Genomic DNA, 23,233 nt, shown 5'->3' with positions numbered 1-23,233 from the left:
GTGGATGCGCAGCCGCAACGGCTCGTAGCGCGAGGGGTAGGACGCCGATGGCTGCGACGAAGGTCCGGGGACCTACCCCACTCTGGCGCCAGGTGCTGTTCCTCGGGCTCGTCGCGGTGCTGGCGTCCTTCGCGGACGTGGCGCGGGCGTCCGGTCAGGACCGGCGCCTCTCGCAGTTCCACCACACCCGGTGGACGATCAAGGAAGGTGCTCCCGGCCAGATCTCGGCGATCGCCCAGACCGAAGACGGGTATCTATGGCTCTCCGCCGCCGCGACGTTGTACCGCTTCGACGGCGTCCGCTTCGAGCGGTTCGAGCCTCCCTCGGGAGAGCCCATCACCACCATCCAGACCTTGTACGCCCCGCCCGGCGGCGGGCTGTGGATCGGCTTCCAGTTCGGCGGCGTCGCGTTCCTGCAGGCCGGACGCGTGACCTGGTATCGCGGCACCGAGGGAGCACCGGTCAATCAGGTCTCGGCCTTCGCGACGGATCGGGACGGCAATGTCTGGGCCTCCTCGAGGAACGAAGGACTGTTCCGCCTGTCCGGCTCGCGCTGGGAGAAGATTGGAGAGTCCTGGGGGTATCCCGGCGACCAGGCCCGGTCTCTGTTCGTGGACCGGGATGGGGTGCTGTGGGTCGCCACCGGCAAGACCCTGCTGTATCTGCCGCGCGACGCGCGCAGGTTCGTTCCCACGAGCGCCAGCGTCGGGTGGGTATTCCAGCTGCTGCAGGCGCCGGATGGAAAGATCTGGATGTCGGAAATGGGCGGTGACGTGCGGCCCATCCCGGTGCCTGGCTACGGACAGACGGAGAAGCCGCCGGCCCTGCACGTGGAGTCGGCGAGCCTGTTGTTCGCCCGCGACGGCAGTCTGTGGATCCCCACCCTGGGCGACGGGATTCGCCGCATCGCTCGTCCCGACCGGTTGCCGGCTGGCGACGCGATGGCGGCCAGCGGGGCGGTGGAGTCGTTCACCGAGCGGGATGGCCTGAGTGCCGATTACGCGTGGCCGGTGCTCGAGGATCGCGAGGGCAACGTCTGGGTGGGGACCAGTGGCGGGCTCGATCGCTTCCGCGCCAGTTCCATGGTGCTGGCGGAGTTCCCGCGCGGCTCGCATGACTTCGCCCTGGCCGCCGGGGAGGGCGGCGCGGTCTGGGCGGGGACCACCAACCGCCCACTGATGCGCCTGCATGACGGCGAGGTCGCATTCGAGCACCTCGACCCCGCGGTCCGTTCCGCCTACCGCGACGAAGAGGGCGTGGTCTGGCTGGGTGCGGACAACGGCCTGTGGCGGGTGGAGGACGGCCGCCTGAGTCACGTGACGCCGATGCCGCAGGATTCGGCCACGACGATGCAGGTGCAGGCGATGACTCGAGATCGCCGTGGGACGCTCTGGGTGTCCTTGACGAACCTGGGCCTGATGCAGTGGTCGGATGGCCGCTGGAGCTCGGCGAAGGCGCGCCTGGGACTGCCGGACGACGCGGTCATCCACACCGCGATGACCGATGGCCGTGGGCGGGTCTGGCTGGGCCATCGGCAGGGCACCATCACCCGGGTCGACGGTGACGAACTCAAGCGGTTCACCGATGCGGACGGGCTCAAACTGGGCGCGATCACCGCCCTGGCCTCCGGCGGCCGGTACGTGTGGGCCGGTGGCCAATTCGGACTGGCTTTCTATGACGGCGAGCGTTTTCGTCCGCTCCTCGCTGACGGCGATGAGCCGTTCCGCGGCGTGAGCGGCATCGTCGAGCGCTCCGACGGCAGTGTGTGGGTGCATGCCGTGCCGGGGGTCTATCACCTCACGGCGGAGGAGATTCAGCGCGCGGTAGGCGATCCCAACCATCGCGTGCGCTACGAGTTGTTCGATTTCCTCGATGGGCTTCCGGCCAGGCCGACGTTGCTGCGTCCGTTGCCCACGGTGGTCGCGGGCGACGATGGGCGCCTGTGGTTCGCCACCAGCAACGGCGTGGTCTGGATCGATCCCGAGCGGATCGTCCGCAATTCGTTGCCGCCGCCGGTCTCCATCGTCGCCGTGCAGGCCGATGGCCACCGGTATGCGCTGGCGTCGGACGTGACGCTTCCCATCCATCCCGTGAACCTGGAGATCGACTACGCCGCGCTGAGCCTGTCCATTCCCGAGCGCGTGCGCTTCCGCTACCAGTTGGAAGGTGTGGATGAGCGTTGGCAGGACGTCGGCACGCGGCGCGCCGCCTATTACGGCAACCTGGCGCCGGGGCGGTACCGCTTCCGCGTGATGGCATCGAACAATGATGGCGTGTGGAACGAGCAAGGCGCGAGCATCGAGCTCGTCGTCCCGCCCGCGTTCTACCAGACGTGGTGGTTCCGCACTCTCTGTGTGGCGGCCGGTCTGCTGCTGCTCTGGGGGATGTACCTGCTGCGTCTCCGCCAGCTGACCGCGAAGGTGCGCGGCCGTCTGGAGGAGCGGCACGCGGAACGCGAGCGCATCGCCCGGGAGCTGCATGACACCCTCCTGCAGAGCGTGCATGGGCTGGTGCTCCGGTTCCAGGCCGTCGCCGAGCAGCTCCCCGAGCACGCCCCGGCGCGGCAGGCCCTGGAGAAGGCCCTGGACCGCGCGGACGAGGTGCTGACCGAAGGCCGCGACCGGGTGACGGAGCTGCGTTCGTCCGCCAACGGCGGTCGCGACCTGTCCGATGCGCTCATGCGGGTGGGAGAGGATCTGGCGGAGGACATCCCGATGTCGTTCCGTCTGATCGTGGAAGGCATGCCGCAGGAGTTGGACGCCGCCGCGCAGGCGGAGATCTTCTTGATTGGCCGCGAGGCCCTGGTCAACGCGTTCCAGCACGCCAGGGGCTCGGCCGTGGAAGTCGAGCTCTGCTACGTCTGCAACGAGTTGCTCGTGTCGTTCCGGGATGACGGCGTGGGCATGGCCCCGGAGATTCTCGAGATGGGCGGCCGTCCAGGGGGAGGCCTCGCGGGGATGCGCGAACGGGCGGCGAGGCTGGGCGCTACCCTGCACGTCTGGGGCGGAGCCGACGCTGGGACGGAGGTGGAGCTGAGGGTCCCGGCCGCGATCGCCTATCGGGTGAGGCCGAGAGGGACGTGGCGGGCCTGGCTGAGGAGCTCCTTCCGCGTGAGGCGAGGACGCTCCTCGCGGCCGGGTCGCAGTTGACAAGACCCGTCCCGCCGCCATATCCCGCCCACCGTCTTCGGTTCCTCCTCGTGGTTGGTGGAGGCTTGAGGGAACCCGGTGAGAGTCCGGGACTGCCCCGCAGCGGTGAACGGGAACGAACGCCGTCATGGCGCACTGGCCCTCCTCTGGAGGGTTGGGAAGCGACGGCCAGTAGGGAAGGTGGCCTGGGTACGAGGCCACGCTGCCCGTGAGTCCGAAAACCTGCCGAGGACCCGTGCCGGTGGCACGGACAACACCGAGGCCTCCGAGGGGAGGTAGCGGGTGCGCCGTCATGTGCGTCCTCTGTCAGGCCGTGCCCGCCGTGCATCCCGCTCCCGCTTCTCCTCGAAGGCATTGCGCCCGAGGGGGCGAGGAGCAGGACGCGGATGAAGACAGCAATGATGGGTTCGCGGCGGTTCGGCCGCTTCGCGGTGGTCCTGGGTGCTCTGTCGCTGGGGCTGCTGGTCACCGGCTGCGAGGATGAGTGCGTCGACTCGTACGACTGCACGAACAAGAAGGGCAGTGCCCCCGAGGGCAAGCGGTACGTGTGCGAGTCCAACCGCTGCGAAGTGCGGGACAACACCCCTCCGGCAGGGGACGCGGGCACCGACGCGGGAACGGGCACCGACGCGGGTACGGGCAGCGACGCGGGGACCGATGCGGGGACGAACCCGGGCACGGATGCTGGCACCGACGCGGGTGTCTCGTGCGCGGACCTTCCACATGACGCGAAGCTCGGCACGCTGCAGCTCAAGACGGGCTTCGCCGCCGCCGAGTCCGTTGCGCTCCCGGCGGGAATCAGCCAGGTGACGGCTCTCAAGAGCGGCACCGACTTCAAGCTGTACGGCCTGCGCGGCTCGGACAAGAGCCTCTACGAGCTCGGCACCTGGCCGGACATCGCTCTCGGCGGAGCGGCCCTCAAGTCCGTCATCGCGGATGCGGATCGCAGCGAGAGGACATACCTGAGCAGCTTCCTGGCCAATGATGGCACCCGGCTGCTCGCCGGCTATACGAAGGATGGTCCCTTCACGAACATTCCCGGCACGGTCCTGGTGTACGACACGGCCAGCCCGGACAAGTCCACCTACGTCTCCGCGAATGGCAACTACGCCGCCGCGGGTATCGCCGGGTACTTCTTCATCAATGGTCAGGGCGTCGAGGGCGTGAGCGCAGGGGGCAATGCCATCTACGGGCTGAAGACGGACACCTCTCCCTTCCAGGGCGCGCAGGTGGCCACCTTCCCGGAGGCGGGTGTCTTCAGCAGCTCCGTGGCCGTGACGAGCTCGGACATCGCCGTGTTTGGTTATGGCAAGTACGACAACGCCGTGAAGGCGACGACCAACTTCCTGCGCGCCGTGGCTCCCGCGACGTACTCGCCCGTGCTCACGGGTGGGTCGCCCCTGGCCCTCTCCGATGCCAACGCGCCTCAAATCTACTCGGGCACCGACTTCTTCTCGGCCGCCGGCTTCGGTGATGGCGTGGCGCTCCACCGCGGCGTCACCGACATGACGACGTACGAGTCCTTCACTCGCGACGTCTCGCGTATCTCCCTGACGACGGGTGGAATCGATCCGAAGGCCGTCACCGTGGGTGACCTGAAGCCCGTGCTCACCACCGACAACAACTGCACCCAGGTGGGCATCCTGACTCCCCTGGGCGCGGATCTCCTCGTGGGCGTGAGCGACAAGAACGGCAGCCGGCTCGTCCGCATCCAGAAGCAATGACCATGAAGACTCATGCCACCCTGGCGCTCTGGCGCGCCTGTCTCGTCCTGTCCCTGCTCGCCGCGGGCTGCGGGGGTCCCTCCGACCCGGAGGACGACTCGCAGCAACCCGTGGTCTGCCCGAGTGACAGCAACCCGTTCGCCGACAAGGTGGTGTCTTTCACGCCCGGCGCGTTCGCCGGCTTCGGCCAGGATGGCTACCCGGACATCGTCCTTGGACCGCCCCACGGGGGAGGCTCCGGCATGGGCTCGCTGGACGTGCTCTCGCTCGGAAAGCGGGGGGAGATCGTCCTCGAGCTCACCGATCTCGGCGTGGTGGACGGGCCCGGCGTGGACCTGCTCGTCTTCGAGAACCCCTTCAGCAACTTCTCGGAGACGGGCTTCGTCGCGGTGAGCGAGGACGGCCAGACGTGGCATGAGTTTCCCTGCGCCCCCACGGACTACGCCGGGGGCAATCCCGGCTGCGCGGGCGTGAAGCCCGTGTTCTCCTCGCCGGACAATGGCATCAGCCCCACGGATCCCTCCGTGGCGGGGGGGGACGGCTTCGACCTGGCCACCCTCGGCGTGGCCCGGGCCCGCTTCATCCGCATCCGGGATAGCGGGGAGAACTCCTATGGGTCCACTTCCGGCGGGTTCGACCTGGATGCGATCGCGGTGGTGAACGGCTCCCCCATTTGCGAGTGGAAGTGATGAGTGGCTCGCGGGGGGACACGGACTCCGGGCTCGAGCGGCGGGCCGTGCTCGGCTCGCTGCTGCAGGGCACCTGTGCCCTCGCCGCCCTCTGTGCCGGCTGCGGCCCCGAGTGGCACGAGGCCACCGTGCTCCCCCCGTCCTCCGATGCCGCGGCCTGTGGTGTCACGCCCGGCTCACCCCAGGAGGGCTGGGTGGAGGTGAAGCTCACCGAGCACCCGGCGCTGCGTGAGCCTGGGGGCTCGGCGGCGGTGCGTCTCCCGGAGGCCCTGCTCGACGTGGTGGTGATGCACACCGCGTCGGGCTGCTTCGCCGCCGTATGGCACATCTGCACGCACGGCGACTGCTACGTCTCCTACGTGCCCGGAGAGGCGCTCCTGGAGTGCCCCTGCCACGGCTCGCGCTTCGGCGAGGATGGCCGGGTGTTGCGCGGTCCCGCCACCCGTTCCCTCCAGGCCTTCCAGGTGGCGCGGGTCGGGGATTCGTTGTGGCTCCACCGGTCCCGCTGAGGGGGCGGAAGTGGCCCGGGGCACTCCAGCGTCACGGCCGGATTTGACTCCGGGTGTCAATGGGATGGGCCCCGTGCGGGTCTCTCGTGCCCTCGCGTGCGCGAAGCGGGGGCCGGGTCGTGTAATCTCCCGGCCGCGATGTGGCAGATCATCATCAACGGCCCGGGTTATTTCGACACTGCCTACGAGCTTCCCGAGGGCGTCACGCACCTCGGCCGCGCGGATGAGAACGACATCGTTCTGGGCGGAGACCTCGTCTCGCGGCGGCATGCCCGCCTCGTCGCGGAGGGGGATAGCCTGCTCATCGAGGACCTCGGCAGCCGCAACGGCAGCCGCGTCAACGGCGCGTCCCTCCAGGGCAGCATCGCGCTGCATCCCGGCGACACCATCTCCCTGGGCGAGAACACCCTCTCGGTGCGCCAGCCCCACCAGGTGGAGAACGCCGCCACCGAGATGGTGGACCTGGGCGCCGGGGGCGTGCGCCGCTTCGGCCACGGCGACGACGTGGGGGCCTCCGTCATCCTCGCCAAGAACGTCAAGAACGTGGACCTGCTGCGGGCGCTCGACAACTTCTCCAGCCCCTTCGAGAGCCCTCTCGCCACCGCGACCCCCTTCTCGCCGGCGCCCACCTCCGCTTCCCGCGGCGCCTACGAGACGCTCGTCCTCCTCTTCCACGCCGCGGAGGCGCTCGCCACCGCCTCGAACCTGACGGCCTTCCTCGATGCCACCATGGACCGGGTGCTCGAGCGCATCGAGGCCACCACCGCCGTGGTGCTGCTGCGCCACCCCACCGGTGTGCTGGTGCCCGCCGCCGTGCGCCACCGCGGCAAGCTCGCCAAGGGCGAGGTGCCCGTCTCCGATGGCATCATCGACGAGGCCCTGCGCCAGGGCCGCGCGCTCCTGGTGGGCGACGTGCGCGATGACCGCCGCTTCGCCGGCCGCGAGAGCGTCATCCTCTATGGTGTGGACCGGGTGCTCTGCATCCCCATCGGCGTCGAGCCCCCCTTCGCCGGGGTCCTCTACGTCAACACCTCCGCGAAGAACGACACCGAGCTGGAGGTCATGCTCGATGCCTGCACCGCCGTGGCGCACCTGGTGGCCACCGGCGTGCAGAAGTTCTCCGCGGCCTCGTCCGGGCCGTCCCCCCTGCGCCACCACCTGGAGCGCTTCTTCGCCCCCGAGGTGGCCGAGCGCCGAGCCTCGGAGCTCCAGGGCGCCGGCGGCAAGCTGCCCGGGCTCGAGGAGCGCAACCTCACCGTCGTCCATGCCGAGCTCGTCGGCTTCGGGGCGTTGTGCTCCCGCCTCGGCGCCGCGCGCGCCACCTCGGTGCTCAACGACTTCCACGCGCATCTGGGCGGCCTCGTCTTCAGCTACGAGGGCATCCTCGAGGCCTTCTTCGGCGAGTCGCTCCGGGCCCTCTTCGGCGTGCTCCACCCGAAGACCGATGACGCCGTGCGAGCCGTCCGCGCCGCGCTCGCCCTGCGCGCCGACTGGGAGCGCTCCATGGCCCGCCGCCCCGTGGACGAGCGGTGCGAGCTGCGCATCGGCATCAACACCACCCGCGCCCTGGTGGGCCTGGTGGGGCCCGAGTCCCGCCCCTCGTACACCGCCGTGGGCGAGGGCGTGAATGTCGCCTCCCTCCTGGCCGCCACCGCCGCCCCCGGCCAGGTGCTCATCACCGGCAAGACGCTCGCCGTCATCGGCGCCCGCTTCGACGTCATGCCCCTGGGCGAGCGCCTCCTCCGCCCTCCTCGCGACAAGGTCGCCGCCTTCGAGGTCTCCGACGAGGACGTCCCCCAGCTCACCAATCCCGGTGTGGGGTGATGTAAGTCCTTGTGGTGGGAGGTTGGATTGATGCTCGCACTCGGACCCGGATCAATGCGAGCATGGGCGCCCCCCCTCGCCAGCATGTGCGCCCTGCGTCCGGCATGAACACGTCGTCCTCGAACGCTCGACTGCGTCCGTTCCGGCCCGTGCCGTTCGGCCGCTATACGCTGCTGTCCCAGCTGGCCACCGGCGGCATGGGAGAGATCTTCCTCGCACGCCTGGAGGGGGCGCAGGGCTTCGAAAAGCTGTGCGTCATCAAGAAGATATTGCCGCAGCTGGCGGAGGATCCGGAGTTCGTCGAGCGCTTCGTGGGAGAGGCACGCACGCTGGTGAAGCTGTCGCACGGCTCCATCGCGCAGGTGCTGGACATGGGGCTGCACGAGGGCGAGGCGTACATGGCCCTTGAGCACGTGGACGGCAAGGACCTGCGCAAGGTGGCGGCGCGGGCGCGCGACCGGCAGAAGCCGCTGCCGCTCACCTTCGTGCTGTTCGTGATGGGGCGGGTGCTGGACGCGCTCGCCTACGCGCACCGCAAGAAGGGAGATGACGAGGGGGAGCTGAACCTCGTCCACCGGGACATCTCGCCGCAGAACATCCTCATCTCCTACGAGGGGGAGGTGAAGGTCATCGACTTCGGCCTGGCCAAGAGCCGGCTGAGCGCGGCGAAGACGAACCCGAGCATCATCCTCGGCAAGTTCCTCTACATGTCGCCGGAGCAGGCCCGGCACCAGCCGGTGGATCGCCGCAGCGACCTGTACGCGGTGGGCCTGTGTCTGTACGAGCTCATCTCCGGGAAGAACCCGTTCGACCTGTTGCCCCCGGGCGAGCTGATGTCCGCGGTGGCCCAGCCGGACATCCAGCCCCTGACCCAGGTGGCGCCGTCCGTGCCGCCAGCGGTGGCGCAGCTGGTGATGAAGGCGCTGGCGGTGGAGCCGGCGCAGCGCTTCCAGACGGCGGAGGAGCTGCGCGCCAGGCTCAACACCTGCCTGCTGGAGCTGGACCCTGGCTCGGGCCCCGAGACCGTCAGCCAGTACATGCACGAGCTGTTCGGCCCGGAGTACCTGAACGAGCGGCGGCTGCTCGCGAGCCTGCGCGAGGTGGGACGCGCGCCCGAGCCGGAGCCGGTGGTGATCGGCATGCCGGAGGGGGCTCCACCCAGGCCCATGCCGACGCTGCCGCCGAAGACGATCCGTCTGGATGGCCCCGTCGAGCCGCTCTCCTTCAGGCCCACGCCGCGAGCCCGTGATGGGGGACCGGCGCGCGATGAAGGCGAGACGCGGCCGGCCGTGATGGTGGACGAGCCCACGCGGCCCGCCGTCGATGTGGAGGCCATCGAGGAGTCCCGGCGTGAGCGTCTGTCACCGCCGGAAGGCACACCCGTGGTGCTGGCCCCGGAGCCGGGCTCGGGTGTGGGGAGGGCCTCGCTGACTCCGTATGGAGCCTCGCCCGGCTCGAACAGTCCGACGCGCGAGGCGCCGGTGTCCGTCTCCATGCCTCGGCCCCCCACACCGCCCGGTGTGCCGGCCGTCGCGCCCATGCCGCCGCAGGCTCCGCCGGAGGTGGTGGCCATCGAGGACACTCCGGTCTGGTCGGTGCCGCTCCGCACGGACGAAGACCTGGACGCCCACGCACAGTCCCTGGAAGCCCACGAGGGGCCTCTGGCGCCGGAGCTGGACGCGCGGACCGAAGACGCGGAGGGGATGCCCGTCCTCGACACCGGGGAGCCGGAGGAGGGCGCGGTGGACGTGCTCCTGGAGGACACGCATCCGCGCATCCAGATGCCGGTGCCGCGCGTATCGCACGATGACACGGATCCTCGCGTGGTCATGCAGGACGTCTATGCCGAGGACACGCATCCGCGCGTGGTGCTCGATGAGTCGCTCCTCCGCGACTCGGATGACGAGGTGTCCCAGGGGGGCAGGAAGCGGCCTCGCCGGCGGGTGACGTCGACGGGCGTGCCTGTGGTCTCCCCACGTCCGGCGTCCTCTTCTTCGAGGCGGGAAGACATCACCGCTCGGGACGACGGGAACGGTGGAGGCGAGGACGGTTCGGCCGACGAGGCCGCGCCGCCGGTGGCGCAGGAGATCACCCGCCGCACCTCCGTCCCGACCCGGTCGGGGCTCCCCTGGGGATTGATCATCATGGGGCTCGCGCTGCTGCTGGCGGGTGGTGGCGTGGGGGCAGTCGCCTTCTTCTTCCAGCAGCACCATTCAGACCCGGAGGTGGTGCCGCCCCCTCCGCGAACGCGTCCGCTGTCCTCGTCCGGGAGCAAGGCGACCCGGACGCCCTCTCCCTCCACCGAGCCTGCCCCGGCTCCCGCTCCGTCCGCTCCGCCGCCGTCCGAGCCTGTCCCCGAGGCCGCGGCGCCATCCTCCCCCCCTGCTGGGGAGGCGGAGACGGCCGCGCCCAATCCTGCTCCTGTTCCTGCTCCGGCGGAGGCGCTCGCTGCGGCTCCTCCCACGGCGACACCAGCCCCGGACACGGAGCCCCCACCGGTCGATTCCTCCGCGGATCAATCCCTGCTCGCTCCGCTCGCGCCTCTGACCAACTCCGCGTCCAGCAAGCGTCCACCGGCTCGCGGCAAGCGTCCCTCACGCAACCCATCGATCCTGCAGAAGGAATGGGCCCGCACGCGCAGCGCCTTCAAGGCGCTCACCCGCGTCTATGCATGTGAGAGCCTCGACTTCCTGTGCAGCCGTTACGAGAACCTCGAGGCCGAGGTGGTGGGCATGGGAGACGTCGAGAGCGCCGAGCTGCTCGGACAGGTGAAGGCGTTGTACCGGGAAATCCAGAAGAGGAAGGGCGGCTCCTGACCCGGGCCCCTTCCCACCCGCGCACCGTGGACACGCTGCTCGACATCCAGGGACTGAGTGCCGGTTACGGAGCTTCTCCCGTGCTGCGGGACGTGGACTGCGTGGTGCGCGCCCGGGAGCTGTGGGTGGTGCTCGGGCCCAATGGCACGGGGAAGAGCTCGCTCCTGCGCAGTGTGCTCGGGGCGATGCCGTGGACGCGCGGGGTCATCCGGTTGCTGGGGCGGGAGCGGAGGGAGTGGGAGGCGCGGGAGCTCGCTCGGAACGTGGCATGGGTGCCGCAGACCTTCGAGCCCGCCGAGGGCTTCAGTGGGTTGGAGCTGGTGCTGATGGGGCGCAGCCCACACCTCGGACTGTGGGGCCTCACCTCGGCGAGCGACGAGGCGCTGGCGCGGGAGGTGTTGGCGGAGCTTGAGGTGGCGTACCTGGCGGAGCGCTCCTGCGAGGCCATGTCCGGAGGCGAGCGCCGGATGCTGCTGTTGGCCCGCGGTCTGGTGCAGCAACCGAAGCTGCTGTTGTTGGACGAGCCCACCGCGTTCCTCGACGTGGCGCACCAGGTGGGCGCGCTGGAGCGGGTGCGCGCGAGGGTAGACGCGGGCCTGGGCGCGGTGGCGGTGCTGCATGACGTCAACCTGGCGGCGGCCTTCGCCACGCACGTGCTGTTGATGCGCGACGGGCACGTCCTGGCCCAGGGGCCCGCGTCAGACGTGCTCCAGCGCGAGCGGCTCGAGGTCCTCTACGGCGTGCCCATGGAGATGGCGAGCGCTCCCTCGGGTGCACGCCTGTTCGCCCCCCGCGCGAGAGGGACGGCCGAGGGGCGTTAGCGCGAGTCGGTTGTCATATAGTCCTTCAGTTGATCCAAGGCCTGCTTCCGGGCGTTGTCCGGACCCGAGCCCACTCCCAGCGGCGCGGGCCGCCGCTCCGGAGGCACCCACCGAGGCGCGCTGAGGATGTAGGGCGGCCCCTCGCTCTCCCGGCTCGAGGAGTCCGGGTGTCCCTGCCAATGCTCGGGCGTGGTGAGCCCCGCGCCGCCCGAGCCTCCCTGTCCTCCCAGGGCCTCTCCGCCGCTCTGGGCCTCCGAGGCGGACGGGCTCTTGTACTTCTCCTGGATGGGTGTGGAGGGCCGGCCCACCTGCTTCGCGTTCTCCGTCTCCCGGGAGACGCAACCCGTAGCGAGCGCCCCGCCCAGCCCCAGCACAATCGTCCATCCGAACCAGCGCTTCATCGTCTCCCTCCTGACGGTAGTTCGTTCGCTCCTGTCTCTTGAAGGTAGGGATGGAGAGGGGAGCGACCACGGCGGGAAGGAGCGCACGCCCGGCCGGCTGGAGGGGGCCTCGGTGCTTCCGGTGCGGGGAGACGGACAGGTGGGGTGGTGACGCGCGTGGGGTTCGAGTGCTTCCTGCGAGGGGCACGGCTCAGACCCAGGAGGAGCCTCCCTTTTCCGCGACGGAGATTCCGCGTTGAAGGGCGGGGTGCAACAAAGGCGTATGATGCCGGCGGCTCGTTGGCGTGGTGCCTCTTTCACGAGGAGGACACATGCGCTGGCGACGGGTGTTCGCGTTCACGTTGCTGATGGCGGTGGGGACGGCGTGCCCGGAGACCTGGCGGGAGGGCGGCACCATCGACCGGGCGATGGCGAAGGACATCGAGGAGGAGTTGCACCGGCACAACTGCGACCTGAGCAAGGAGGAGTGGTTGAGGAGATGTAAAGTTCCTGCTGATTGGGCGGATCGCAAATGCCCGCATCAATGTCAGTTCAGGAGCGCCGAATGATGCGCTGGCGCACGCCCCTCATCGTTGTGCTGAACCTCTTCCTGGTTCTGCCGTTGGCCTGGGCTCTCCATATCGCCATGTTTGGACGATTGCGTCCGGCTTCCGTATCGAAGGTGGCTCCGATGTTGTCGGCCGAGGAGCGCCGGAGCCTGATGACCTACGAGCGTCCCTGCGGCGGGGCCAAGGAGTGCCAGCCTCCACTCGCGTGCTTCGTCAATGGGCGGACCATGTGGGTGTACTGTACGGACAGCAAGTGCATGACGGATCAGCAATGCACGGAGGAGATGGCCTGCCGCACGGTGAAGACGCTGGGAAACGGTCCCGCCATCCGCCACTGCACGCTCGTGGGAGGGCAGAAAGAGGGGGATACCTGCTTCGAAATGCCTCCTTCTCGTGATACGGCTTGTGAGCGGGAACTCTTGTGTCAGGGCAGCCGATGCGGGCGGCCATGCCGGTTGGACGAGCCCGCGAGCTGTCCCGAGGGGTTCTTTTGCCAGGAGGGACTCAATGGTCCTTCCTGTGTGCCCACCTGTGAGGGCCGCGCGTGTCCCGAGGGGCAGGAATGTGTCCGGCTCGACGAGGGCGTATCCATCTGCGCGCAGGTGTATGGCCAGAACTGTCAGCGCACGCCCTGCCCAGACGGGCAGAAGTGTGTCGTCGAGAATCCCTACAACCACCCGCGCGAAGTCTGGGGCACGTGTCTCATCTACTGTGACGAGGCGAATCCCGCTTCCTGTCCCGAGGGGTTCGTCTGCGATATAGGGGCTTGCCGCAAGTCCTGTGACCCGGCCGTCCCCAACGTCTGCGGCCCCCATTACAAGTGCTACCGCTACTCCGAGAAGTACGCCTGGACGTGCGACCCGGACATGTGAGGCGCATGGCTTCATCCGGACCCCAGCCATGAGGCCGACTCCGCCGAGAGGACGGCTCCGACAGGCTCGCACTCAAGAAGCGAAGGCGTATGATGCTGGCGGCTCGTTGGAGTGGCGCCTCTTTCACGAGGAGGGCTCATGCGCTGGCGACGGGTGTTCACGTTCATGTCGCTGATGGCGGTGGGAACGGGGGGCCCGGAGACCTGGCGGGAGGGCGGCACCATCGACCGGGCAATGGCCAAGGACGTCGAGGAGGAACTGCACCGGCACAACTGCGACCTGAGCCAGGAGGAGTGGAAAAGGAGATGTAAAGTTCCTGCTGATTGGGCGGACCGCGATTGCCCGCATGAATGTCGTTTCAGGGGGGCCGAATGATGCGCTGGCGCACGCCCCTGCTCGTTGTGCTGAACGTCCTCCTGCTACTGCCCTTGGCCTTGATGCTCCATGTGGCCCTGTTTGGAGGATTGCGTCAGGCTCCCGCATCGAAGGTGGCTCCGATGTTGTCGGCCGAGGAGCGCCGGAGCCTGATGACCTACGAGCGTCCCTGCGGGGGACCCAGGGAGTGCCAGCCTCCACTCGCGTGCTTCGTCAACGCACGGGCCATGTGGGTGTACTGCACGGACAGCAAGTGCATGACGGATCAGCAATGCTCGGAGGAGATGGCCTGCCGTACGCTGAAGACGCTGGGAGACAGTCCAGCCATCCGTCACTGCACGCTCGTGGGAGGGCAGAAGGAGGGAGACACCTGTTCCGACATGCCTTCTTCACGGGATGAGGCGTGTGAGCGGGAACTCATATGTCAGGGCAGTCGATGCGGGCGGCCATGCCGGATGGACGAGCCCGGAAGCTGCCCCGATGGCTTCTTCTGTCACGAGGGCCTCAATGGTCCTTCCTGTGTGCCCACCTGCGAGGGCCGCGTGTGTCCCGAGGGGCAGGAATGTGTCCGGCTCGACGAGGGCGTGTCCAGCTGCGCGCAGGTGTATGGCCAGAACTGTCAGCGCACGCCCTGCCCAGACGGGCAGAAGTGTGTCATCCAGAATCCCCCCCATCACCCGCGCGAGGTCTGGGGTACGTGTCTCATCTACTGTGACGAGGCGAATCCTGATTCCTGTCCCGAAGGGTTCGTCTGCCAGACAGGGGCTTGCCGCAAGTCCTGTGACCCGGCCGTCCCGAACGTTTGCGGCCCCCATTACAAGTGCTACCGCTACTCCGAGAAGTACGCCTGGACGTGCGACCTGGACCTGTGAGGCGCGCGGCCTGCTGCCGACCCCACGCCTGAAGTCAAGCCCGCCGAGGTGACGGCTCCGGTAGTTTCATGCTTGCCCTGAAGAGGAGGCCTCTCCTAGCCTGCGTGCCCTCTTCCGGAGTGCCGCGTGCGTCCTGGTCCCTGGCTCCTGCTCTCCCTGCTGCTCTCCACTCTGGCTGTCGCACGGAACGGCTCCGGCGGACGGTCGTTCCAGATACGCACGCTCGTGGCTCCGTCCCGGCCCGGTGAGGTGCCACCCCTGGAACTGCACGCCTCCGCGGGCCTCACCACGCTCGTGTTGTTCGGCTCCCCCCTGAAGTCCGGGGCCGTGGAGCTCCTGGAGGGCAGTGGGAGTGTCCAACTCGTCCGCCTGGACGACGGCTCACTCGTCGTCGCCCTCTCCCGGGACCTGGCTCCGGGCGAGCAGGTGCCGTTCACCGTGGCCGTCGAGACCGGCACCGAGCCCCTCCGCTTCGTGCTTGTCACCCGACGTGATGCGGTGGACCTGCGGGTGCAGGTGGTTCGCACCCAGGAGTCCACGGGTGAGGATGCCGCCGAGAGCGTGGCCCGTGGTCTCCTCGACGCGCCGGATGCCCGGACCACGCTCGTGCTGCCCCGGGGCACGAAGGAGCGCAGCGCCCTGGGCTCGCAGGCACAGGCCCAATCCGTGCTGTGGATGGGCCGGCGCCTCTTCGCCATCGTGGCGATGCGGAGCCAGAAGCGGGGCGCTCCACCCTGGAAGCTGGTGCAGGCGCGACTGCGGGCGACGCTCGCGGATGGGGCCCTCCTGGAGTGGCCCGCACGGCTCGTGTCGGGAATAGCTCGAGGGGGCCGGCTCCACGTCCTCACCAGTGTGCTCCCGGAGGGGGCTTCGGGGCTGGAGGTGGCGCTGGACGGAGAGGACTCCCCAGGAGACTACCAACCGCTGCCGCCGTCGGAAATGGACGGGTCCCCATGAGACGCCTGCTGCACCCGAACCAGCTCCGCGCGGGAGACCGCGTGCGGGACATGCGCATCGTGCGCCGACTGGGCGTCGGCGGCTATGCCTTCGTCTTCCTGGTGGAACGTAAAAGCCGCCGCGCCGTGATGAAGATGGCGGCCCTTCCCGCCTCCCAAGCGGACGAGGACCGGGTGGATGCCTGGATGCGGCGCGAGGTGCTCTCACTGGAGTGCGTGGAGCACTCCCACCTGCTGCCCGTGCGGGAGTGGGGCCGGTGGCCCGATCCTGAGGCGGGTCATGCCTATTTCGTCACGCCTTACGTTCCCGCGAGCACCTTCCACGTGTGGCGCTGGCGCGAGCGGGCCTCGCTGCACCGGGCCGTGGGGGTGCTGTGCGAATTGTTGAAGCCGTTGGAAGCCTTGCACGAGCGCGGCGTGTGCCACCGTGACATCAAGGCCGACAACGTCCTGGTGCGCGAGGGCGATGACAGGCCCTTCCTCATCGACTTCGGCGCGGTACACCTGCCCTGGGCACGCCCCCTGACGGAAGGGCTGGCGCCGGGCACGCTTTACTGTCAGCCACCCGAGGCCATCGCCTTCCTGGCCTCCGAGGCCGCTCGTCGGGGCTCGCGCCTGGAGGCCCGGCCCTCCGCCGACCTGTACACGTTCGGCGTGCTGCTGTACGAGACCCTCACCGGCTGCCGTCCCTTCAACACCGGGTGGCCGATGGAGGAGTTGCTGGTGGCCATCGCCTCCACCCCTCCGCTGGAGCCTCAGCTTCTCGCACCCGAGGCACCTGCCTCGCTGTGTGCCCTGGCCTCGAGGCTGCTGGCGAAGGAGCCCGGGCAGCGCCCCCTGAGTGCTCGCGCGATCCGTGAGGAGCTGGAGCGGCTGAGAAAGGAGGAGGGGCACACGGAAGCCTGGCAGGTGCCCGCGAAGCCGCCCTCCGAGTGCGCGCGGGCGAAGGAGCGCTTTCCAGACGTGGACGTGCTGGAGATGACGCGGGAGGAGTCCCCGCGGCCCGCGTTGCCCCTTCCTCGCCGATGGGCTCGCGGTCTCGCGCTGGTGCTGGTGTTGGGGCTGCTCGGGGTAGGGTGGATGCTTCTCCGCATGGCGCTCGTCTCCTCTGGGGAGGACGGGTTCCACGCGGAGCCCACCGCGCCGGCCTTCCCGGCGTCCACCGAGAAAGGAACGCAGTCCGTGCCCTCCGCTCCCTCCACCGAAGCGCCCCCTGCTCCGCCCGCCCCGACGCCAGAACCCTCGCGCCTGTGTGCGGTGCTCACCCGCCTGCTGGGAGTGGCCGCCGCGCAGTTCGTCGGGTGTGCCACCCTGCCCGAGCGTCCCGACCCCATCGGCTACCTGGCGAGCTGCCCTCCCGAGGCTCGTGCCACCCCCGTGAAGCTGGGCTTCGCGCTCGAGGAGAACCCTTCCTTCCTCTACCCGGGCTCTCCCGCGACTCCCGCCTCGGATGATCCCATCGAGGAGGGCGGCCCCCTCAATCTCAAACCCGGGCCCGTCTCCGCCTACATGAGTGCCAATGTGAACGGCCAGGAGGTGGAGTTCATCATCTCCGGCGAGGCGGTGACGCTGCCCCAACGCGTCTACATACGGTTCGATCGGCTCCATCTGCCGGATGGCTCCTTACTGCCCATCTGCGGCGTGGCGGTGAATGGCTTGCACGAGTACGGCCTCGAGACGTTCGCGAAGGTGCCCACGCGAGGCGTCAAGATAGACCCGGACAAGGTGGACAAGAGTCCTGGCAGCGTGGTGCTCGATGGCCCCCGGTTCGAGACGGTGCTGCAAGGCCCCGAGGGCTACCCCGTGCCGCGCATCAGCCTGGCCCCGCCCGATTGGCGCTGACCTGGCGGAATGCCGCGAGGGCCTCCGCCCCGCTCTCCCAGGGGAGACGATGGCGCTTGTTTCCCTGCCCGGTTGTCATCGCGGGCGCTCCCGTGCTCATTCATCACGGCTTTCTTCTGGAGCGTCTGTGTTCTTCAACCGTGCAAAGGGAATCCGGTTCCTGCCGTCCGAGCAGATCTCGGCAGGAGTGCTGAGCCTCATCAAGAGCGCCGAGCAGCGCCTTGTCCTGGTGACTCCCTACCTCAAGCCATGGAATCACCTGCGTGACGCCATCCTCGACAAGGCCCGGGAGGGCCTGGAGGTGAGCCTCATCGTTCGTGCGGACGAGTTGGAGAAGGCGGAGCCCTTCCTGCGGTTGTTCGCCGAGGCGGGCGTGGTGGTGCTTGCGCTCGAGCGCCTCCACGCCAAGCTCTATCTGAGTGACTCCGAGGCCATCCATACGTCCATGAATCTCCTCGAGACCTCGGCGCTCAACAGCTGGGAGTCGGCCATCAGCATCTCGGCGAAGGACGCGCCGGACTTCTACAAGGAGTTCTCCGAGCAGGTGCGGACGCTCCAGGCGAAGTCGTCCAGGGTGGAGCTGCGCTCCGTCCCAGCGCACGCAAGAGATGCGCGCAAGGACGAGCCGCGGCGGAGGAGCCGCTCCGCGCCGGGCAACTCGCTCCCGACCCGAGAGCAGCTCATTGGCCATCTCGGTATCAAGAAGACACAAGACCTGGCTCCAAAGGTCATCGAGGCCCGCAGGCATCATCCGCGGGCATACGAGTCCTGGTCGAAGGCAGAGGACGAGCTCGTGGAACAGTTGTCCCAGCGAGGCCTCTCGCCAGAGGTCATCGCGAATCTGACGGGACGTCAGCCCACGGCTCTGGAGATCCGGCTCAAGGAGCAAGGGCGCTGTGAGATGAGCGCCGCGCGGAGAGGGCTCCGGGCCGTGGGGCCGAGCTAGGAGCTCGTGGCGGGGATGTGGCTGCCCGCGGGGCTGATGTCGAGCGCCATCACCAGCAGCAGCACCACGCACGGCACGGCCATGGCGGGCGCGCCGTAGTGCAGGAAGAGCACCGAGCCGAGGATGCTGCCCGTCAGGAAGGCGAAGGCGAGGCCCAGATGCAGCCGCGTGCGCTCGAACTGCTCGGCGGAGGGCAGGTCCAGCACCTTGTTCCACAGGCCGCGCAGGCCCCGCTCCCGGGCGCCGTCGCGCACCCAGACGACCATGCGCACCGTCTGGATGCCGATGTCGGTGAGCACGCCGGTGAGGTGCGTGGTGCGCACCACCGCACCGGAGACGCGGGTGACGAGCGCGTTCTGCAGTCCCATGGCGAAGGCCAGGCCCCACATGAGCGTGGGCTCGTTGGCGTCGGGGTGCTCATAGGCCCACAGCCCCACCGCGCCGAGCGTCACCGTCTCCACCAGGAGGGCCGGGGCGTGACGGCCCCGGTGTCTATGGCGCGAGGCATCCAGCAGCGCCGCCGCGGTGATGGCGCCCACGAGGAAGGAGAACACCATCCTGCCTGCCACGAGGGCGCCACCCCACTGGCCGTTGGCCACCGCCTCGCCCACTTCGGAGACGTGCCCCGTCATGTGGGTGATGTGATGGCCGAAGGCGAAGAAGCTGGTGGCGTTGACCGCTCCCGCCGCCCCTGCCAGCAGCAGGGCGAGCGTGGAGTAGGCGAGGCGGCTGCGACGGGACGTCGCTGCACTGAAGGGCATGGCTCCGGGCAACCCCTGTCGGAGGCGTCGGGCAGGGGTGTACCACTTCTGCTGCTTTCCTGCTGGCACACCCGGCCGCCTGTCGGGGAGCCAGGCAGGCGAAGGCCGCCTATCCCGGCGGCCACTCCATGGGGCGCCCGCCGAGCAGGTGCAGGTGGATGTGGAACACCGTCTGCCCGGCGTTCCGGTGCGTGTTCATCACCAGCCGGTAGCCGCTGTCGGCCACGCCGCGCTCGCGCGCCAGCTTCGAGGCGGTGAGGTACAGGTGGCCCACCAGCTCGCGGTGGTCCACGGTGAGGTCGTTCACCGTGGGGATGTGCTCGGTGGGGATGACGAGCAGGTGCGAGGGCGCCTGAGGGTTGATGTCCTCGATGGCGAAGCACTGGTCATCGCGGTGGACGACCTTGGCCGGGACATGGCCATCGCGAATCTTGCAGAAGATGCAATCAGACATGGGCCCCGGCTTAGCAGCGCCGTGCGCGGGGGAAAATGGTCTTCTCGGGCAGAAAGTCCGCTCACGGAAGTCGCGAGGACCAGGCCGGGTCCGCGGCGCAACGCCCCTGGGGCAGCCGCACGAGGACGAAGGGTCCCTCGGAGGCCACCACCTCGCCGTGGGCCACGGCTCCGGACACGGTGAGCACGTGGCTGAAGAGGCCGGATTCGCGCCCCGGCCCGTTGTGCGCGTAGAGGGGCACGTCGCGGTGGAAGTAGCTGTAGCCGCCCGTCCAGGCCAGGTGCACCGCCTCCACCTTCAGGCCGCACACGCCCGGGAGCTGGCCGGCGGTGATGAGCAGGCGGTTGACGGGCCCGAAGTCATCCCAGGCGCTCGCGCGGGGCTTCAGGTCTTCGTACTGCCCCAGGTCCCCGAAGGTGAGCCGCCCCACGCGCAGGCCGGAGGCGCCCGCCACCGCCACCACCACCAGCGGCAGGGCGAGCCGGGCGGGCGAGGGCGGCAGGTGGCGCAGCACCGCGTCCAGCCCCACGCCGGCGAGCGCGGCGAACAGGGGCAGTACGGGCACGAGGAAGCGCAGCTCCTTGTGGGGCTGCAGCGCGTGGAGGACGAAGAAGGCGGTGGCCATGGCGAGCAGGCCCGGGGCGCGCCGGGCCGCGAGCACCGAGAGCCCCAGCGCCACGAGGGTGACGGCGCCCATGGAGCGCAGCAGGACGCGGCCGTAGTACTCGAAGGGAGCGGTGCCCCAGACGGCGGCCTTGCCCTGGACGAGGTTGAAGTCCAGGTACACGAGGGCCGAGTGGAACCAGCGTCCCCAGGTGAGCCTGTCCAGCAGGCCGAAGAGGAAGGCCCACCCGGCGAGCACGGCCAGGGCATCGCGTGCCGCCCGCCAGTCGCGCCGCGCCGCCAGCACTCCCACCAGGCCCACGCAGAAGACGCCATTCTGCAGGCGCAGCAGCACGGCGATTCCCAGCAGGGAGGCCCCGGCCACGACCGCGCGGCGCGAGGCTCCCGGCGCCAGTGCCAGCGCCAGTCCCAGCACCACCGGCAGAGCGGAGGCGTTCTCGCTCATGGCCCGGGGAGCGAAGTACAGGGGGACGGCGGCGAGCGCGAAGAGCGAAGCCCCCGCGGCCGCGGCCAGCGCCGAGGCCCCATACGCCCGCGCCAGCCGCCAGCTCCCCCAGGCGGTGGCGGCCCCCAGCAGCCCGAAGACGGCCCGCGTCAGGCCCAGGTATCCCCGGGGCCCCTCCAGGCCTACCACGGTGGCCAGCTTGAACAGGACGGCCACCAGCGCCGGCAGGGCCCAGTTGCGCGCCCCCTCGATGAACTCCCACGCCTGCATTCCGTAGCCGAAGACGAGCCGGTGCGCGGGCTCCAGGCTCTGGAAGACCTCGTCCGGCCAGTAGATGCCGTCATCCGTGAGCCCCAGCCACACACGGAGTGCGGCACCCACACCCACGATGAGGATGAGGGTGGCCAGGGCGAGGCGTCGCTCGGAGGGGGCTTCAGGGGAGGGCGAGGAGGCGGACATGAGGGTAGAGCACGCAAAAAGTCCGGCGGGTGATATTCCACCCTTGCCGATGAACTCTATCCGGGTATCCCAGCTCCTCGAAGACCGCGAGTACGACCTCCGGCTTACCCTGGTGGCGGGCGAGCGTGGGCTGCAGCACCGCATCAACTCCTCGCGCATCCAGAAGCCGGGACTGGCCCTCACGGGCTTCACCGAGCACCTCCATCCGCACCGGGTGCAGGTGTTTGGCAACACGGAAGTCTCCTACCTGCTCACGCTCCCGGTGGAGCGGCAGCGCGAGGTGCTGGCCTCGCTCTTCCAGGAGGAGCTGGCCTGCGTGGTGGTGACCAAGGACCTGGCGCCGCCGCCCGCGCTGGTGGAGGCGTGCGAGAAGGCCGGGCTGGCGCTGATGCGCTCCCCGCTGCTCTCCAGCGCCTTCATCCAGCAGGTGCAGGCCTTCCTGGAGGAGGCCCTCACCGAGTCCAGCAGCCTTCACGGCGTGCTCATGGACGTGTTCGGCGTGGGCATCCTGCTGCTGGGCAAGAGCGGCATCGGCAAGAGCGAGATTGCCCTGGACCTGGTGATGCGCGGCCACCGGCTGGTGGCGGACGACATCGTGGACGTGACGCGGCGGAGGCAGGGCGTGGTGTACGGCGCGGGCAACCCCGTCATCCGCCACCACATGGAGATCCGCGGCCTGGGCATCATCAACATCAAGGACCTGTTCGGCGTGGCCTCGGTGCGCGAGCGCAAGAAGATCGAGCTCGTCATCGAGCTGCACGAGTGGGACCCGCAGCAGGAGTACGACCGGCTGGGCGTGGAGGACCGGTTCATGAACATCGTGGGCGTGGACATCCCGCTCTCGGTGGTGCCGGTGCGCCCGGGCCGCAACATGACCACCATCATCGAGGTGGCCGCCCGCAACCAGTTGCTCAAGCAGCAGGGGCACCACTCGGCGAGGGAGTTCGCCGAGAGGCTCAACCGTGCCATCGCCGAAGGGGCGATGCGCCGTTCCATGGGTGAGGAAGTCGAGTGAGCGCCGCTCCGGCCAAGCACATCGTCGTCATCACGGGCATGTCCGGCTCGGGCAAGTCCACCGCCATCCGAGCGTTGGAGGATGTCGGGTTCTTCTGCATCGACAACCTGCCGGTGCTGCTGCTGCCCAAGCTGACGGAGCTCGCCGGAGGCGGGCAGTTCCAGCACCTGGCGCTGGTGGTGGATGCGCGCGAGGGCATCTTCCTGCACGAGGCGCCGCGGGTGCTGGACGAGGTGCGCCGGGTGGGGCACCACGTGGAGGTGCTCTTCCTGGACGCGAGCGACGAGAGCCTCATCCGCCGCTTCAGCGAGACGCGCCGGCGCCATCCGCTGGCGCCCACGGGCAGCGTGTCCGAGGGGATCCGGGCCGAGCGCGAGGCGCTCAAGGACCTGAGGGAGCTGGCGGACCAGGTCATCGACTCGTCGGTGCTGAACGTGCACGACCTGAAGCGCATGGTGCAGGCGCGCTTCAACCCGGAGCCGGCGAGCGGGCCGTCGCTGTCCGTCATGTCCTTCGGCTTCCGGCATGGAGTGCCGCCGCAGGCGGACCTGGTGCTCGACGTGCGCTTCCTGCCCAACCCGTACTTCGTCCCGGAGCTCAAGGGACTGACGGGGAAGGACCCGCGCGTGGCGGCGTACGTGCTGGACCGCGAGGAGACGCAGCAGTTCGTGGAGAAGGTGGTGGACCTGTGCCGCTTCCTCTTCCCGCGCTACCAGAAGGAGGGGAAGGCGTACCTGACGGTGGCTCTGGGGTGCACGGGAGGCAAGCACCGCTCGGTGGCCATCGCCGAGGAGTTGCGCAAGCGCCTGTCCGGGGACCACCCGCGCGTGCAGTTGTGGGACCGCGACATCGATAAGGAGTAGGGGGCTCGCCCCCGCGCTCACACACATCTCCACCCCGCTCCGTCTGGATGAGTGGCAAGATGTGAAGGTGTGGGTCCGCACCCTCCCGCCTGTTGCTGCCTCCTCGTCTGGCAGCCGACAGCCCATCGTCCGTTTGGAGGTGAAATTGCGGGCGGGGAGGCGAGACCTGACTTACCTTCCTTCAGGGAAGGGAAGGTGGGCGAGGGTAGGGAGCAATCGAGGGTGCCAGCGGAAACTTTCGGTGGGGGTTGCGCATCGCACCATTCAG

Annotated in this window: 20 protein-coding genes and 1 riboswitch; of the genes, 16 read left to right on the top strand and 4 right to left on the bottom strand. The window is 69.2% G+C overall.

What is annotated here, in order from left to right; all coding sequences use genetic code 11:
* Positions 1-47 precede the first annotated feature (47 nt).
* The 7 genes from DAT35_RS24910 (at position 48) to DAT35_RS24880 (ending at position 11,532) form a co-directional block, all read left to right on the top strand.
* Complete coding sequence (locus DAT35_RS24910) at positions 48-3,149, top strand: sensor histidine kinase (protein WP_108069631.1); 3,102 nt, start codon at positions 48-50, stop codon at positions 3,147-3,149.
* A 21-nt stretch (positions 3,150-3,170) separates the two neighbouring features.
* Positions 3,171-3,394, top strand: a riboswitch (cobalamin riboswitch).
* A gap of 141 nt (positions 3,395-3,535) precedes the next feature.
* On the top strand, positions 3,536-4,873 hold the full coding sequence (locus DAT35_RS24905) for a hypothetical protein (protein ID WP_146209872.1): 1,338 nt from the start codon (positions 3,536-3,538) through the stop codon (positions 4,871-4,873).
* A gap of 2 nt (positions 4,874-4,875) precedes the next feature.
* The gene (locus tag DAT35_RS24900) at positions 4,876-5,562 is read left to right on the top strand and encodes a cell surface protein (RefSeq protein WP_108069629.1); all 687 of its coding nucleotides are present in this window, start codon (positions 4,876-4,878) and stop codon (positions 5,560-5,562) included.
* Entirely contained in the window at positions 5,562-6,071 is a 510-nt protein-coding gene (locus DAT35_RS24895) for a ubiquinol-cytochrome c reductase iron-sulfur subunit (protein WP_108069628.1), read from the top strand. Before DAT35_RS24900 ends, DAT35_RS24895 begins: the two co-directional genes overlap by 1 nt.
* 138 nt (positions 6,072-6,209) lie before the next feature.
* Positions 6,210-7,895 carry an adenylate/guanylate cyclase domain-containing protein gene (locus DAT35_RS24890; RefSeq protein ID WP_108069627.1) on the top strand — a complete coding sequence of 562 codons (1,686 nt, stop codon included), beginning with the start codon at positions 6,210-6,212 and terminating at the stop codon, positions 7,893-7,895.
* A gap of 104 nt (positions 7,896-7,999) precedes the next feature.
* Complete coding sequence (locus DAT35_RS24885; RefSeq protein ID WP_108069626.1) at positions 8,000-10,711, top strand: serine/threonine-protein kinase; 2,712 nt, start codon at positions 8,000-8,002, stop codon at positions 10,709-10,711.
* Positions 10,712-10,737: 26 nt separating this feature from the next.
* Entirely contained in the window at positions 10,738-11,532 is a 795-nt protein-coding gene (locus DAT35_RS24880) for an ABC transporter ATP-binding protein (RefSeq protein WP_108069625.1), read from the top strand.
* On the opposite strand, the gene DAT35_RS24875 is transcribed toward DAT35_RS24880, so the two are convergent.
* Complete coding sequence (locus DAT35_RS24875; protein ID WP_108069624.1) at positions 11,529-11,933, bottom strand: hypothetical protein; 405 nt, start codon at positions 11,931-11,933, stop codon at positions 11,529-11,531. The two genes, DAT35_RS24880 and DAT35_RS24875, sit on opposite strands and share 4 nt — an antisense overlap.
* Before the next feature lie 311 nt (positions 11,934-12,244).
* Here DAT35_RS24875 and DAT35_RS24870 point away from each other — a divergent pair, with 311 nt between their 5' ends.
* The 7 genes from DAT35_RS24870 (at position 12,245) to DAT35_RS24840 (ending at position 18,344) form a co-directional block, all read left to right on the top strand.
* Positions 12,245-12,481 carry a hypothetical protein gene (locus DAT35_RS24870; RefSeq protein WP_108069623.1) on the top strand — a complete coding sequence of 79 codons (237 nt, stop codon included), beginning with the start codon at positions 12,245-12,247 and terminating at the stop codon, positions 12,479-12,481.
* On the top strand, positions 12,478-13,353 hold the full coding sequence (locus DAT35_RS24865; protein WP_108069622.1) for a hypothetical protein: 876 nt from the start codon (positions 12,478-12,480) through the stop codon (positions 13,351-13,353). Before DAT35_RS24870 ends, DAT35_RS24865 begins: the two co-directional genes overlap by 4 nt.
* Positions 13,354-13,491: 138 nt before the next feature.
* Positions 13,492-13,728 (top strand): hypothetical protein, encoded by a 237-nt coding sequence (locus DAT35_RS24860; RefSeq protein ID WP_108069621.1) that lies wholly within the window; start codon positions 13,492-13,494, stop codon positions 13,726-13,728.
* Positions 13,725-14,600 carry a hypothetical protein gene (locus DAT35_RS24855; protein WP_146209871.1) on the top strand — a complete coding sequence of 292 codons (876 nt, stop codon included), beginning with the start codon at positions 13,725-13,727 and terminating at the stop codon, positions 14,598-14,600. The genes DAT35_RS24860 and DAT35_RS24855 overlap by 4 nt, the downstream gene beginning before the upstream one ends.
* 126 nt (positions 14,601-14,726) lie before the next feature.
* The gene (locus tag DAT35_RS24850; RefSeq protein ID WP_108069619.1) at positions 14,727-15,557 is read left to right on the top strand and encodes a DUF2381 family protein; all 831 of its coding nucleotides are present in this window, start codon (positions 14,727-14,729) and stop codon (positions 15,555-15,557) included.
* Positions 15,554-17,398, top strand: a complete 1,845-nt coding sequence (locus DAT35_RS24845; RefSeq protein WP_108069618.1) for a serine/threonine-protein kinase — start codon at positions 15,554-15,556, stop codon at positions 17,396-17,398. Before DAT35_RS24850 ends, DAT35_RS24845 begins: the two co-directional genes overlap by 4 nt.
* A gap of 127 nt (positions 17,399-17,525) precedes the next feature.
* Entirely contained in the window at positions 17,526-18,344 is an 819-nt protein-coding gene (locus tag DAT35_RS24840; protein ID WP_158501861.1) for a phosphatidylserine/phosphatidylglycerophosphate/cardiolipin synthase family protein, read from the top strand.
* Here DAT35_RS24840 and DAT35_RS24835 read toward each other — a convergent pair.
* The 3 genes from DAT35_RS24835 to DAT35_RS24825 form a co-directional block, all read right to left on the bottom strand.
* Positions 18,341-19,105 carry a YoaK family protein gene (locus tag DAT35_RS24835; RefSeq protein WP_108069616.1) on the bottom strand — a complete coding sequence of 255 codons (765 nt, stop codon included), beginning with the start codon at positions 19,103-19,105 and terminating at the stop codon, positions 18,341-18,343. The genes DAT35_RS24840 and DAT35_RS24835 overlap by 4 nt on opposite strands.
* Positions 19,106-19,214: 109 nt before the next feature.
* The gene (locus DAT35_RS24830; protein ID WP_108069615.1) at positions 19,215-19,559 is read right to left on the bottom strand and encodes a histidine triad nucleotide-binding protein; all 345 of its coding nucleotides are present in this window, start codon (positions 19,557-19,559) and stop codon (positions 19,215-19,217) included.
* Between the two features lie 61 nt (positions 19,560-19,620).
* The gene (locus tag DAT35_RS24825) at positions 19,621-21,087 is read right to left on the bottom strand and encodes a hypothetical protein (protein ID WP_108069614.1); all 1,467 of its coding nucleotides are present in this window, start codon (positions 21,085-21,087) and stop codon (positions 19,621-19,623) included.
* A gap of 49 nt (positions 21,088-21,136) precedes the next feature.
* Between DAT35_RS24825 and hprK the strand changes: the two genes are divergently transcribed.
* Together hprK and rapZ are read left to right on the top strand one after the other, a co-directional pair.
* Entirely contained in the window at positions 21,137-22,102 is a 966-nt protein-coding gene (gene hprK / locus DAT35_RS24820) for an HPr(Ser) kinase/phosphatase (RefSeq protein ID WP_108069613.1), read from the top strand.
* A complete protein-coding gene (rapZ, locus tag DAT35_RS24815) occupies positions 22,099-22,965 on the top strand; it encodes an RNase adapter RapZ (RefSeq protein WP_108069612.1) in 867 nt (288 codons plus the stop codon). The genes hprK and rapZ overlap by 4 nt, the downstream gene beginning before the upstream one ends.
* Positions 22,966-23,233: the final 268 nt, after the last annotated feature.

The organism is Vitiosangium sp. GDMCC 1.1324, assembly GCF_003044305.1.
GTDB lineage: Bacteria > Myxococcota > Myxococcia > Myxococcales > Myxococcaceae > Archangium.
The sequence above is the reverse complement of the archived record's forward strand: the minus strand, read 5'-3'. Positions and strand labels throughout refer to the sequence as shown.